At 62.4% G+C, this 14,429-nt stretch carries 12 protein-coding genes; all 12 read left to right on the top strand.

Going from position 1 to position 14,429, the window contains the following annotated elements; genetic code table 11:
• The first annotated feature begins 15 nt into the window (after nt 1-15).
• The 12 genes from HWX91_RS13140 to HWX91_RS13085 all read left to right on the top strand — a co-directional run bounded on the left by HWX91_RS13140 (nt 16) and on the right by HWX91_RS13085 (nt 14,366).
• Entirely contained in the window at nt 16-2,412 is a 2,397-nt protein-coding gene (locus HWX91_RS13140; RefSeq protein ID WP_028194166.1) for an acetamidase/formamidase family protein, read from the top strand.
• 80 nt (nt 2,413-2,492) lie between these two features.
• Entirely contained in the window at nt 2,493-2,906 is a 414-nt protein-coding gene (locus tag HWX91_RS13135) for a RidA family protein (RefSeq protein ID WP_028194165.1), read from the top strand.
• Between the two features lie 598 nt (nt 2,907-3,504).
• The gene (locus HWX91_RS13130; protein ID WP_244144063.1) at nt 3,505-4,824 is read left to right on the top strand and encodes an extracellular solute-binding protein; all 1,320 of its coding nucleotides are present in this window, start codon (nt 3,505-3,507) and stop codon (nt 4,822-4,824) included.
• Between the two features lie 7 nt (nt 4,825-4,831).
• Nucleotides 4,832-5,749 (top strand): carbohydrate ABC transporter permease, encoded by a 918-nt coding sequence (locus HWX91_RS13125; protein WP_030099156.1) that lies wholly within the window; start codon nt 4,832-4,834, stop codon nt 5,747-5,749.
• 3 nt (nt 5,750-5,752) lie between these two features.
• Nucleotides 5,753-6,640 carry a carbohydrate ABC transporter permease gene (locus tag HWX91_RS13120; RefSeq protein ID WP_028194162.1) on the top strand — a complete coding sequence of 296 codons (888 nt, stop codon included), beginning with the start codon at nt 5,753-5,755 and terminating at the stop codon, nt 6,638-6,640.
• Between the two features lie 11 nt (nt 6,641-6,651).
• Nucleotides 6,652-7,755 (top strand): ABC transporter ATP-binding protein, encoded by a 1,104-nt coding sequence (locus HWX91_RS13115; RefSeq protein ID WP_028194161.1) that lies wholly within the window; start codon nt 6,652-6,654, stop codon nt 7,753-7,755.
• Nucleotides 7,752-8,627: an FAD binding domain-containing protein gene (locus tag HWX91_RS13110; protein ID WP_028194160.1), complete on the top strand. Its 876-nt coding sequence runs from the start codon at nt 7,752-7,754 to the stop codon at nt 8,625-8,627. The genes HWX91_RS13115 and HWX91_RS13110 overlap by 4 nt, the downstream gene beginning before the upstream one ends.
• A gap of 3 nt (nt 8,628-8,630) precedes the next feature.
• Complete coding sequence (locus tag HWX91_RS13105; protein ID WP_028194159.1) at nt 8,631-9,119, top strand: (2Fe-2S)-binding protein; 489 nt, start codon at nt 8,631-8,633, stop codon at nt 9,117-9,119.
• Complete coding sequence (locus HWX91_RS13100; RefSeq protein WP_028194158.1) at nt 9,112-11,466, top strand: xanthine dehydrogenase family protein molybdopterin-binding subunit; 2,355 nt, start codon at nt 9,112-9,114, stop codon at nt 11,464-11,466. The genes HWX91_RS13105 and HWX91_RS13100 overlap by 8 nt, the downstream gene beginning before the upstream one ends.
• Before the next feature lie 15 nt (nt 11,467-11,481).
• Nucleotides 11,482-12,363 carry an NAD(P)-dependent oxidoreductase gene (locus HWX91_RS13095; RefSeq protein ID WP_028194157.1) on the top strand — a complete coding sequence of 294 codons (882 nt, stop codon included), beginning with the start codon at nt 11,482-11,484 and terminating at the stop codon, nt 12,361-12,363.
• 9 nt (nt 12,364-12,372) lie between these two features.
• Nucleotides 12,373-13,038 (top strand): SRPBCC family protein, encoded by a 666-nt coding sequence (locus HWX91_RS13090; RefSeq protein WP_028194156.1) that lies wholly within the window; start codon nt 12,373-12,375, stop codon nt 13,036-13,038.
• 188 nt (nt 13,039-13,226) lie between these two features.
• Nucleotides 13,227-14,366, top strand: a complete 1,140-nt coding sequence (locus HWX91_RS13085; protein WP_042273660.1) for a porin — start codon at nt 13,227-13,229, stop codon at nt 14,364-14,366.
• Nucleotides 14,367-14,429: the final 63 nt, after the last annotated feature.

Here is a 14,429-nt window from a genome sequence, read left to right as displayed (position 1 = left end):
GGCCTTGGAGTTCACTTGGATCTGCTGCGCTTTACAACCGAATCCTATCCGGAAATTGAACGGCCACGCGCGTGGCGGGAAGCGCTAGACAGGATGGGATGGCGCAGCGTCGCGATCCTCTCTGCACGGGCATTACACGGAGTGATCCACGCTCAACGGTCGATCGGCGGCTTCGAGTTGAGTCTGCTGGCGTCCGCTGCGCAGACGCTCGAGCCGAATGCCGCCGGCGGCGAAAGTGTGCTACTCGTGCTGCACCTCGACGGGGCGGCGACGCTGGACACCGTCGGCCGACGCGAGCCGCTGGCGTTGAACGACCTCGTCTATCTGCCGTCGCATGAGGACGCCTCGCTGGTTTTCGCCACGGATTTCCGCGCCTTCGTGGTGCGTGTGCCGCGTGCGGCGATCAAAGGGCGGCTCCTTGCGCCGTCGTTGACGAGTGCCGGACGGATTGCCGGCGATAGCGGCGTCGGCCATGTGTTTTCCGGTTTCCTGGCGTCGCTGGCGGAAAGCCTGGATACGTTGCCGGCCGACGAGTTGCGTCCGCTTGAACTCGTGCTGGTTGAGTTCCTGGTGGCGCTGCTCGCGGCGCATCAGCGCGAAGCGCCGACGAGCGTACTGACATCCTCACAGGCGGCCATCTTCTCGCGCGTCTGCCGCAGTATCGATGCGCGCCTTGGCGACCCGAAACTCAGTCTCGCGCTTCTCGCGGCGGAAGAGCGCGTTTCGCAGCGCTATCTGCAAAAGTTGTTCGAAACCGCGGGCCAGAGCTTCTCCTCCTATTTGCGTCTGCGCCGCCTCGAACGTTGCAGGGTCGAACTCGTCGATCCTCAGTACGAAAAGACATCGATTTCGGACATCTGTTTCCGTTGGGGTTTCAACGATCCCGCGCATTTCAGTCGCGCGTTTCGCGAGCAGTATCACACCTCACCGCGCGCCTTCCGTCACGAAGCGAGCCTCGATCTGGCCCGGCATCTGGTGCAGCGCATTTCGCGCGGACTGCCTTTTAAAACTGAAGCGCTGCTGCTCCATGCGCAAGGCGCGGCGCCCGCACGGCTGCAAGAAGCAACCCTCGGCGATGTGGATACGGTCGTGGCCAGTCCTCCTGTCGAGGTCGATACCGCCCCCCCGAACGGCGCTGCCCGTCGTGCGGGCAAGCCGCGCCACCACTTGTTGCGGGCCACAGCAAACACGGTGCATTGGGGCTATTTCTCGCACGACCTGAAACCCGTGCTCGAAGTCGACAGCGGCGACACGGTGACGATAGAGACGCTGACGCAGCACGCATCGGACGATTGGGCGCGCATGGTTGCCGGCGACCCGGGAGCCGAAAGCGTGTTCCACTGGACCGCCGAGCGCAAGAACGTCAACCGGCGCGGTGCCGGACCGCTCGATGCATCGATCTACGGACGTGGGGCGGGCGAAGGGTTCGGAGTGCATATCTGTACCGGTCCGATCGCGGTACGTGGCGCCGAACCGGGCGACGTACTGGAAGTCAGGATTCTCGATGTGCGTCCCCGGCGCTGCGCGAATCCGCAGTTCAGCGGGCGCGCGTTCGGCAGCAATGCGGCTGCATGGTGGGGGTTTCATTACCGCGAATTGCTGACCGAGCCGAAACCGCGCGAAGTTGTCACGATCTATGAGCTTGACGCAGAACCGCAGCCGCACAACGGTCCGCCCCATGCGCGTGCGGTCTACAACTATCGCTGGACGCCGCAGCGCGATCCATTCGGTGTGGTGCACTCGACGATCGATTATCCGGGCGTGCCCGTCGACCATTCGACCATTGAGGAGAACCATGGGATCCTGAAGGGCGTCAAGATCCCTGTGCGCCCGCATTTCGGCCTGATCGCGGTTGCGCCGCAACAGGACGGCCTCATCGATTCGATCCCGCCCTCTGCGTTCGGCGGCAACCTCGACAACTGGCGCATCGCGCAGGGCGCGATCGTCTATCTGCCGATTGGCGCTCCCGGCGCGTTGCTGTCGCTCGGGGACCCGCACGCGTCGCAGGGCGATTCCGAGCTATGTGGGACCGCGATCGAATGCTCGTTGACCGGCGACTTTCAACTCGTCTTGCACAAGAGAGCGACGCTGGCCGGTCAACCGTACGCGGACTTGACATACCCGCTCGTCGAAACACCTGAAGAGTGGGTGTTGCACGGCTTCAGCCATGCAAACTATCTTGCCGAATTCGGCACGCACGCGCAGAGTAAGGTCTACGAGAAGCCGACGCTAGATCTCGCCATGCGCGACGCGTTCATCAAAACGCGCCGCTTTCTGATGACGACCAAGGGTCTCACCGAAGATGAAGCAATCTCGTTGATGTCCGTTGCGGTCGACTTCGGCGTGACACAGGTTGTCGATGGCAACTGGGGTGTGCACGCGATCATCCGCAAGGCCTTGTTCACGGACTAATCAATTTCCGATGCGTTCGCTATGGCGTTGCCGGCAGTGGTACGCGTACGACGCTTTTTTTATTCATGGAGTGATGGCAGATGGATGTATCAACAAAATTCTGGGTGGTGGAGGACGCGCCCACCCCGGTCGGTCCCTTCTCTCATGCGACCGAGCAGAGCGGCTGGGTGTTTCTCACCGGCCAGATGCCGACATTGCCGGACGACGACAGCGCACCGCTTCCCGAAGGCGTTGCCGCACAGACGACGCAGGTCATGGACAATCTGGTCCTCGTGTTGAAGGGGATCGGACTTGGCCTCGAACATGTCGTCTCCGCGCGGATCTTTCTGGCCGAGTTCAAACGGGATTATGCGACGATGAACGCGGTCTATGCCGCCCGTTTCCCGCCGGGGAAATTGCCGGCGCGGACCTGCATCGGCGTGACTGGATTGGCGCGCGACGCGCTCGTCGAAATAGACTTCATTGCCCATAGGCCGGACTCGGCAGCCGCCTGACACTCGACTTGCCATTTGCACGGGAATCCAGTCGACAGCCTGCTTGTCGACGTGTCGACTTTCTCCCGTGCCGTACAGCGGTGTTCAGGTGGCGCGGGATGCCTTGAATTGCACGAGCGCGACGGCGATGGCTGTCAATGACCCAAACGAGCGGACCGGCGACGGGATCGTCGCGAATGCATTCGACCGCAGCACCACTTCGCATACTCCTTCCCGTATTCCTTCGCGTCCCGGCACGCCAATGGTGCAGCAATGCACGAGAAACTGGCATTCGATAGAACCCCCGCCACATCGCCCCTCCAAAACTCGCCCGGATTCGCGTTTTCCAGTTTCTATCGTCGATTGACGATAAAAGTTACTCGACCAGTCGAGAGAATTCATCCGACCAAATAGCGGAAAATGCGGGGAATCGATCAAATTTGGCTCGCCGTAGCAGTCACATGTCGGTGCGGGAAAAATTCTACGAAAAACGTATGTCGTCAGTTGACGATTTATTTTATCGAAGATATCTTCGCGTCTCAAGAGGTGGCCGGATCAGCGGCTACGCCACGTGTGAACAGCGCCGCGCAGGCGGTCGGAGCGAACCATGAGTAACGTCGTGAATAGATTCGGAAACGGTCGTCGTCGATTTCTACAGCTGTCGGCGGGCGCGGGGCTCGCCGCTTCAGGTCTGGTCGGTGGGATGTCGCGGGCCTTCGCTGCAGACAGCGTGAACCTCCATACGTGGTCGGCCGGCGTCGATACGGTGAAGCGCATGCTCGTGCCGTTTCAGAAGGAAGCGGGGTTGAACGTCAACTACAACAACCTCCCGTTCGCACAGTATCGGGAGGCGATGGTGACGAAGTTCGTCGGCCAGGCGCCGATCGACGTGCTGTGGGTGTCCGACGGCTGGCTGCCCGAGTGGGCCGACGCGGGCTGGCTTGCGCCGCTCGACGGCTATCCGCAACTGCTCAAGTACAACGGCGAGGTACAGGACTTTTGCACTCAATCGATGCGCTACAAGGGGCGTCAATACGGTCTCACGTACTACACCGACTACATGGCGTTTCTGTACGACGCAGACAAGCTCGCCAAGGCGGGCATCGCGGCGCCGCCTGCAACATGGGACGAACTGGTCGCGCAATCGCTGAAGATCAAGAATGCGGGTCTGTCGCAATACCCGCTGATGCTCTCGATGGCGCGCGAAAGCTGGCTGATCGAGTTCATGTCGTCACTGGTGTTTTCCAACGGCGGACGCTTTGTCGACGACAGCGGCAAGGCGGTGATGGACGATCCGAAGCACGGCGCGCTCACGTCGCTGCAATGGGTTGCTGATGCGGTCAACAAGCACCGCATTGTTTCGCCTGCCTGCGTCGAGTTGGGCGAGTTGAACGGTTTCAAGGCCGTCGCGTCAGGCAATCACGCATTCGCGTTGTTGCCGCGCTACCGGATTCAGGCGCTTAACGATCCGCGCCAGTCGCGTGTCGCGGGCCATATCAAACAGGCGCTGATGCCGGCCGGCCCGAACGGTTCGCACGCCACGGTTGCGTGGATGCGCATGCACGCGATGAGCGCCGCCGCCGGCGCCAACAAGACGCGGGCCGCCGAGGCGACGCGCCTGATCGAAGCGTTCGGCGGACGATTCGACGGGCAGTACGCGTTCCAGAAGGCGATGTTCCTCGATACCGGCACGGCGTTCGGCGTGAAACCGCTCTTTAACGACCCGGAAGTCCGCGCCGCGTACGAAAAGTATGGCGATTTCTCGATGTTTCAGAAGCAGCAGGATCTGGCGCGCAAAAAGGATGTGATTACGCGCTGGTTCGGCGAGTGGGATGAGACCAACGGTACGGCATGGCAAGCGGCGATCCTCGGTCAATCGAGCGTCGCTGATGCGCTGAAGACGTCCGCGCAGAAGTGGACCGCGTTGAGCAAAGCCTGAGGTCGATATGAGCGTTCAAGCCCTGGGCCGCCGCTGGCTCGCCAGACATTCCGTGGCGCCCTCCGATCAGCGCAGCGCCATGCTGCTGCTGACTCCGATGATGCTGGTGCTGCTCGCGGTCGCCGTGTTTCCGGTGCTTTACTCGTTCTGGACGAGCCTGTTCGACATTCATTTGACGCGAATGAACAGCGTGTCGTTCGTCGGACTGGGCAACTACATCCAGACCTTCCGCGACCCGATGTTCTGGGCAGCAGTCGAGCGCACTGCATGGTTCACCGTCGTGTCGGTGCTCGCGATCATGGTCATCGCGACGCTGATGGCGCTATTGCTGAATCAGGAGTTTCCCGGCCGGCGCATCCTGTCGACCGCCTTGCTGATTCCATGGGCTATTCCGTATGTGGTCGACGGTCTGATGTGGAAATGGATCTACGACTCAGGGTACGGTGCGCTCAACGGACTGCTGTTGCAGCTTGGCGTGATCGGGCAGTACATGGTGTGGCTGGGCGACACGCACAAGACGCTGGCGTTGATCTGTAACGCTTTCGTGTGGAAGGAAGTGCCGCTCGCAACCATTCTGTTGCTCGTGACGATGAAATCCATTCCGTCGGACCTGTACGCGGCCGCTCGCGTGGACGGCGCCAATCTGTGGAGCCGATTCGTGCACGTGACGCTGCCGGCAATGCGTCCTGGCTTCATGCTCGTGATGATCTACGAAGCGATGATGGCGGTGCGTCACTTCGACCTCTTCTTCATTCTGACAGAGGGTGGTCCGGCCGACGCATCGCACGTGCTCTCCTGGCATATCTACGTGGAGACGTTCCGCAACCTGTCGTTCGGCACCGGTGCGGCGGTCGCGTATGTGCTCGCGCTCGCCACGTTCGCGATGTCGTACGCCATCATCCGTCTACTCGGCAAGAGGCTCTAAGGGATGTCATCTTCTCTGTTGTTCAAACGCCTGGCGCTGCTGGCCGGGTCAATCGTGATGTTGCTGTATGTACTGGCACCGGTTGCGTGGCTGCTGTCGTCTTCGCTGCAGCGCGAAGCGGATATTACGTCCATTCCGCCACACTGGATTCCCCATCCGCCGACGCTGTCCAGCTTCAAGGCGATCGTCGCGGCGAGCACCGGCACAGCGCCGGACGACGGCAACGCCGCGTTCATTCCGTCCACCGCGCAGTACCTCTTGCCGGCGCTGCGCAATAGCCTCGTGGTCGCCACGGCGGTGGTGTTGCTGAATCTGCTCGTCAGCGTTCCCGCCGCCTATGCGATGGCGAAGATCCGGTATATCGGCCGCGATCTGTCGGTGTATTTCATGCTGGCTACCCGCGTGATTCCCGATATCGCGCTGGTCGTACCGTTCTTTCTGTTCGTGCGCAAGCTCGGGCTGCTCGACAGCGTCGGGTCGTTGATCATCACTTATCTGGCGATTACGGTGCCGTTCAGCGTCTTCATGTTGCTTAGCTATTTCGAGTCGCTGCCGGACGAACTCGACAAGGCGGCTCGGGTCGACGGCTGCTCGCGGATTCAGGCTTTGCTGAAGGTGTTTTTGCCGCTCGCGGTGCCGTCGCTCGTCGCCGTCATCATGTTCACATTCCTGACGAGCTGGAACGAGTTCCTGTTCGCCTTGATGTTTACGCAGACCGCCGCGTCGCAAACCGTCCCGATCATCGTCGCGTCTTTCACGTCGGATTTCACCACGAGTTTTTCGTTCATCAACGCAGCCGGCGTGGTCGCGATCGTGCCGCCGGTGATCATTGCCGTGGTGTTCGAGCGTTACATCGTGTCCGGTCTGACTGCCGGCGCGGTAAAGGGATAAAGGGAAACATCATGGCTCAAATCGAATTTCAGCAGGTCGGCAAGCAGTACGCGAACGGGCACGTTGCACTGGACAACCTGAATCTGCAGATAAAGGACAAGGAGTTTCTCGTTCTGCTCGGACCCTCCGGATGCGGCAAGTCGACGACGCTCAACATGATCGCCGGCCTGGAGGAGGTCACGCAGGGCAGCTTGCGGTTCGACGACGTCGAAGTCAACGCCTTGCCGGCGCATCGGCGCGATGTGGCGATGGTGTTTCAAAGCTACGCGCTGTATCCGCACAAGAACGTGTACGACAACATCGCCTTCGGCCTGCGGATGCGCAAATATCCGCAACAGGAGATCGATGCGCGGGTGCGAAGAGCCGCGCAGTCGCTTGAAATCGAGCATCTGCTTGACCGGCGCCCCGGGCAACTGTCGGGCGGGCAGCGCCAGCGCGTTGCGCTCGGCCGCGCAATGGTGCGCCAGCCCGCGGTCTTTCTGATGGACGAACCGTTGTCGAACCTCGACGCAGCGCTGCGCGTGTCGATGCGCGCAAGCATCAAGGCATTGCATCAGTCGATGCAGACGACCTTCGTGTACGTGACGCACGATCAGGCCGAAGCGCTCACGCTGGCCGACCGCATCGTCGTGATGCGCCAGGGCGTCGTGCAGCAGATCGGCTCGCCGGACGACATCTACGAGCGGCCTGCCAATAAGTTTGTCGCCAATTTCCTCGGCAGCCCGCCGATCAACTTTATCGACGGCGTGCTGATGCAAGGCGAGCGCGGTTTGCATTTTTGCAGCGGCGATCTTTCGCTCGCCCTCGATGACGAAACGCAACGCCTGCTTGCCGGATGCAGTGGCCGGGCCGTGTCGGCCGGCATTCGTGCCGAGGACATCGACGAGCATGGCGAGTCGGCCGATTGTTCGCTGACGGGCGATATCGCCTCGTTGCTGCCGGTCGGCTCCGATCAGTTCATCGGCCTGCAATGTTTGGGGCAGTCGATGTTTTTTCGTGTCGGCAAGGAGCGTTCATGCAAGGTCGGTGAACGTGTGTCCCTGTCGATCAACCGCCGCCGTCTGCACCTATTCGATCAGGCGAGCGGTGTGAACCTGAAGGCGCAGAACGCATGAAACCCGCGGTATTTTCGTATCACCGGCCTCACACGCTTGAAGATGCGCTGTCGTTGCTCGCGCTGCACGGCTTCGACGCCAAGGTCATCGCCGGCGGCCAAAGCCTCGCGCCGATGATGAACATGCGCTTTGCGCAGCCGGCGCATCTGATCGACCTCAACGCGTTGCCGCAACTCAGCGGCGTGACGCTTACGGGTGAGTCGCTATCCATTGGCGCGATGACGCGTCATCACGAGGTGGCCACCAACAGCACGGTGCGCACCGCTTGCCCGCTGCTCGCGCAAGCGGCCGCGACCATTGGGCACTACGCGATCCGCCAGCGCGGCACGCTTGGGGGCAGCCTTGCCCATGCGGATCCTGCGGCGCAAATGCCATTGATCGCAAGCACGCTGGGTGCCCGCATCGAGATTGCCGGACCGGACGGCAGGCGTGAAGTGCCGGCCACCGAGTTCCTGATTGCGGTGATGACGACCGATCTCGCCGTGGAAGAAATCATTTGTGCCGTGCACTTTCCGGTAGCACGCCCGGACGAACGACACGCATTCGAACTGTTTAGCAGGCGGCACGGCGATTTCGCGATTGCGGCTTGTGCACTCAGCGTCGTGCTCGAAGGCAACCGATTCTCCAGCCTGCGTATCGGGCTCGGTGGCGTCGCGGATGCGCCACTCGTGCCGAGCGAACTCGCTGCAGCGTTCGTGGGCGCACCGGCCGATGCATCGACACTGGCTGCAATCGCCGACGCGGTGGCAGGCGCTATCGATCCGTACGATCAACCGGACATCAGCGCCGCTTACCGGCGCGATCTCGTCAAGGCGCTCGCTGCGCGCGCGTTGCAACGCGCGACGCGGCCGGACAATACGACCTCGAAGTAAGTCATGGAAAAAAAAGCAATTTATCTCGATGTGAACGGCACCCGTCACGAAGTGCATTGCGAGCCTCGCAAGCTGCTCTCCGATGTGCTTCGGGAAGACTGCCGTCTGACCGGCACCCACGTCGGCTGCGAGCATGGCGTATGTGGTGCATGCACCGTGCTGATGGACGGCCGCCCGGCGCGCTCGTGCCTCGCGTACGCCGTTCAGATGGAAGAAGTGCGGATCACGACGATCGAAGCTGTCGCGCAGGACGGCCGTCTCTCGCCGCTGCAACAGGCGCTGCACGAGTGTCATGGGCTGCAGTGCGGCTTTTGCACGCCCGGCATCGTGATGACCTTCGAGGCCTATCTGCGCGAGCATCCAGGCCCATCTGAGGCCGAGGTGCGCGAGGCGCTTTCCGGCAACCTGTGCCGCTGCACCGGGTACCAGAACATCGTGCGGGCGATCCTGCTCGCGGCCGCGCGGATGCGCGGGGAGAGCGCCGATGTCTGAGCAGACGTTTCGCTACCTCAACAAGGCGGTGCCGCGCACCGAAGACTATCGCCTGCTGACGGGCTATGGCCGCTATCTCGACGACATCGAAATCGCGGGTGCCCTGCACGTGAGTTTCGTGCGCTCGCCGCATGCGCATGCGCGCATCGTCTCGGTGGATACCGCGGCGGCTGCCGGCATGCCTGGTGTCGTGACCGTCGTGACCGGGCGGGAGCTGGCGCAGTGGACCACGCCGATGCGCGTCGCCGCGCCGATCGAGGGCTTATTGCCGGTCGAGTTCGCGACGATGCCGACCGACATCGTGCGCTTTCAGGGGGATCTTGTGGCGTGTGTGGTCGCCACGGACCGGTACCTCGCGGAAGACGCGGCGGAGCAGGTCATGGTCGAGTTCGAGCCGTTGCCTGTGGTGACCGATATGTGGCAGGCGCTCGAAGCCGATGCCGTGCAAGTCGACCCCGGCGTGCCCGGCAATCTGGTGTCGCACCAGACCTACTCGAACGGCGACCCGCAGAGCGTGAGCCGGCACGCTTACCGCGTGGTCGAGGCGACCTTTCAGCAGCAGCGGCAGACCCATGTGCCCATCGAAACGCGCGGTTGCGCAGCGGTCTGGGACGCCGGGCGCGATCACCTGACATTTCACATTGGAACCCAGGTGCCGCATCCCTTGCGCACTCAACTCGCGCAACGGCTCAGGCTCAGCGAGTCGCAGGTGACGGTGATTTCGCCCGATGTCGGCGGGTCATTCGGTCAGAAAATCGCGTTGTATCGCGAAGAGCTGACCGTCGCCGCGCTCGCGCGTCACCTGAAGCGGCCGGTGCGCTGGCGCGAGGACCGTCTCGAGAACCTGACCGCAGCGGCTAATTCGCGCGAAGACTTCTGCCGCACGCGCGCCGCGGTGGACGAGCACGGCACGCTGCTCGCGCTCGATCTGGAGATCCGCGAAGACTTTGGCGCGTATTGCTTCTTTCCGGCGAACTACCTCGCACGCGTTGTCGCGATGGTGTTGAGCGGACCGTACCGGCTGCAGGACTACGCGTTCGACGTGAAAGTCGTGCTCAGTCACAAATGCGGCAATGCCCCGATGCGCGCGCCGATGTCCATCACCAGCTGGGTTATGGAAGGCACGATGGAAGCCATCGCGCGCGAACTGAAGCTGGATCCGGTCGAAGTGCGCCGCCGCAACCTGTTGACGCCGGAAGAACTGCCGTACCGTACGGCCACTGGCGAATTACTGGCCGACATCACGCCATCGCAGACCTTCGAGGCGGTGCTGGCAGCTTTCGACTACGACGCGTTTCGCGTTCGCCAGCAGGCGGCGCGGGCGGCCGGCCGCTATCTTGGGCTGGGTCTGTGCAATGTGGTCGAACCGACGACTTACGGCTCGCGCTTCTATAAATCGGCCGGCATTCCGGGCTCGGGACACGAGGCGAGCTGGATCCGTATCGAGCCGAGCGGTGTCGTGAATGCGTCGGTGGGTCTCGGCCCCAGCGGACAGGGATATGAAAGCGCGATGGCCAACGCGGTGGCGGAAGGTCTCGGTGTCCATCCGTCGAGCGTGCATATTCATCTGGGCCATACCGATATCGCGCCATACGGGATGGGCAGCCGCGGCGCCCGCAGCGGCACGGCGGGCGGCGGTGCGCTGTATTTGTGCGCGCTCGACGCGCGCCGCAAAGTGCTCGCCATTGCCGCCGCCTGTCTCGGCCTGGACGATAGCGACTCGCTGCGACTTGTCGATGCGCGCGTCGAGCGCCGTAGCGGCGACACCTGGGTGGACGCGGGTCTAACGCTCGCCGACGTGGCGCGGAGTGCCTATATGGATCCTACTTCGCTGCCGCAGGGCCTCACGCCCGGTCTCGAGTTTCACCTGACCTACGATCCGCCGCCGATGACCTACTCGAATTCGACGCACGGATGCGAGATTGAACTGGACGTGGCCACCGGTGCGATCCAATTTGTGCGCTACGTGATCGCCGAAGACTGCGGCACGCTGCTCAATCCCACCGTGGTGGCCGGGCAGCAACATGGCGCCGTGGCGATGGGATTGTCCGGCGCGTTGTTCGAGCATACGCGCTACGACGAAACGGGACAGAACGTGACCGGCTCGCTTGCCGACTACATGATCGCCACTTCGACCGAATTACCCAACATCGAGATCATCCCGTTGCACACGCCTAGCCGTGCGACGGCGGCGGGCATCAAAGGGATGGCCGAAGGCGGCGTGATGGGCGCGCTCGGTGCCTTGACCAACGCCGTGAACGATGCGCTAGCGCCATTCGGCGTGGTGGCCGACCGTCATCCTTTGACTCCCATGCTGTTGCGCGACCTGCTGCGCGACAAACTCTGACTGGAACGAACAATCATGAATCAATCTGCGATCAAACCCGCTATCGGCTTTATCGGCCTCGGCATCATGGGCGCCGCGATGGCGGCGCGGCTCGCCGCAGCCGGCTATCCGCTGCACGTCTATAACCGCACGCGTGCGAAGGCCGCGCCGCTCATCGAGGTGGGCGCATCCTGGCACGCTACGCCGAAGGCGCTCGCTGAAGCAACCGACGTGATCATCACGATCGTCGGCATGCCTGACGATGTGCGCGCGCTGTACCTCGGCGACGACGGCCTGATCGCGAATGCGCGGCGCGATGCCGTGCTGATCGACATGACGACTTCGAGCCCGCAGCTCGCCGAAGAGCTAGCCGTGCACGCCGCAGCCAGCGGCGTACACATGCTGGACGCGCCGGTTTCGGGCGGCGATGTCGGCGCGCGCGAGGGACGGCTATCCATCATGGTGGGCGGCGCGGCCGACGTGCTCGCGCGCGTCGAGCCGATCCTGCGCCACCTCGGCTCCAAGATCGTGCTGCAAGGCGGACCGGGTGCGGGTCAGCATACCAAGCTGTGCAATCAGATCGTGATCGCATCGACGATGCTGGGCGTGTGCGAAGGCCTGGCTTATGCACACAGCGCCGGCCTCGATGCGCAAACCGTACTGAGCGCGATCGGTGGTGGCGCGGCCGGCGGCTTTCAGTTGAATAACCTGGGGCCGCGCATCGCGAAAGGCGATTTCGCACCGGGCTTCTTTATCGAACATTTCATCAAGGACATGCGGATCGCGCATGAGGAAGCCGCGCATATGGGACGTGAGTTACCGGGTCTGAACCTGGTGCGCAGTCTTTATCAGAAGCTCGCTGAGGAAGGTTTTACGCGCAACGGCACCCAGGCGCTCTTCAAACTCTACGAGCGCTGAGGCGTGGCGATGAAACTAGCTGATCAATGCATTCTGCCCGCCGGGCCCGATATCGTGTGGCGCGCGCTGAACGATCCTGCCGTGCTCGAGGCGTGTCTGCCCGGGTGTAAAACGCTCGCGATGCTGGACGAGCGGCATTTCGAAGCGACCGTGCAGATTCGCGTGGGTCCGGTGGCGGCGACCTTTAAAAGCAATGTCGAGCTGTCGGACCTCGATCCGCCGAGGGCTTACACAATTGTCGGCACGGGCAACGCGGGCGCGGTTGGCTTTGCCAAGGTCACGGCGCGCGTGCAGCTCGAACCGGCAGCCGGGACTACGGTGCTCGCATACGACGCGGATGTCGAAATCGGCGGAAAGCTGATGAGCGTGGGCTCCCGCCTGATTCAGTCCGCGGCCGGCAAGAATCTCGACGCCTTCTTCGGCGCGCTGAAGGCGCACATCGAAAAGGAGGCGGCACCCGTGGATGCTATGCAAGTCATCGAACCGGCGCAGCGGACACAGCCGGACGACACGCCACTGACGGGCAGCGTGCAAGGTCGGGCGCACGTCGAGACGAAGCTGCCCACCGTCATGTCCGAACCCGGCTCGGCATCGGGTCTGCGGGTCTGGCTGGTCGGAGCGGGTTCCGGGCTGCTTGGTTTGCTGGTGGGATTCCTGATTGGGCACGCGGCCTGACGGTCCATGTTGCGATGGTGGTGCCCGGCCTGCGTGCAGACCGGGCACCGTTTTGAAAAGTAAGGAGCCTGGGCGCTGCAATGCTTGAGCGCGCCGCGCATCGATTACAAGCCGTTCGAGTGGCAACCTTGTTCGTTCTGTAGTTCAGCGTTTGACCCAATCAACTTCTTCATTGGACAGGAATTCTCGTGAGTAAAAAAATAGTTATCCTAATGGCGCTGACCTGTCTGGCAGAGGCAGCGCAGGCGCAAAGCAGCGTGACTCTGTACGGCGTCGCTGACGATGGCATTACCTACACCAACAATCAAGGCGGACATGCCAATTACCAGACCTTCAGCGGTGGTCTGGGCGGAAGCAAGTTCGGGCTGCTGGGCAGCGAGGATCTGGGCGGTGGCACGCGTGCAATCTTCCAGCTGGAGAGCGGCTATGACCTGAACAGCGGCAAGCTCGGTTACAACAACCGGCTGTTCGGCCGTCAGTCTTATGTGGGCTTGTCCGGCAACTACGGGAGCGTGCGCCTTGGGCGGCAGTATGACTTCATGGTGACCAATCTGCAGTCGCTGACGTCTGCGCAACTGTTCGGCGGCTCGCTGTCGTCGCATGCAGGCGACGTCGACGGGATCTGGGGCACGTATCCCGTCAGCAACTCGATCAAGTATGTGAGCCCGACGTATCACGGCCTCACGGCGGGCGCGCTCTACAGCTTCGGCGGCGTGGCCGGTTCGGTAGGCGAATCGCGCCAGTATGGTTTCGGTCTGAGCTATGCGAATGGCCCGCTGAAGCTGGCGGCCGCCTATCTCTACGTGAACAACCCGGCGGTGACGCGCTTTGACGGCACCACGGGGGCGACAGCCGGCGGAGCGTTTACGAACCCGGTGACGAACCCGATCTACAGCGGCTATGCGACCGCGCACAGCATGCAGACCCTCGGCGTGGGCGGCAACTATCAGTTCGGCGCGACGACACTCGGCGCGCTTTACACCGATACGCGCTTTAACAACGCAGTCGCGACAACCACCACCACATTCCAGGGTTCGGCAACGCTCGATTCGTACGAAGCATTCGTTAGCCATAACTTTACGCCAGCAGTCATGGCCGGTCTCACGTACGACTACACGTCGTCGCCGCATGCGCATTACAACCAGGTGGCTGCGGGTTCCCAGTATGCATTTTCCAAGCGTACTTTCACCTATCTGATCGTGGCATGGCAACGCGCGAGCGGGGTCGATTCGACCGGGCATGCGGCCGTGGCGGATCTGACATACCTGTCGCCTTCGTCGACGCCGAATCAGGTCGCGGTGCGCTTGGGTATCCGACACAACTTTTAACCTGCGGTGGAGCACAGGTCTGCCGGGCGGCGTGACAGCGTGCCCGGTGGCCGTCGTTTTGTG

This window comes from Paraburkholderia fungorum (genome assembly GCF_902833645.1).
Classification (GTDB): domain Bacteria; phylum Pseudomonadota; class Gammaproteobacteria; order Burkholderiales; family Burkholderiaceae; genus Paraburkholderia; species Paraburkholderia fungorum.
Note: the sequence above shows the minus strand (reverse complement) of the source record. Positions and strands in the feature narration are given on the sequence as shown.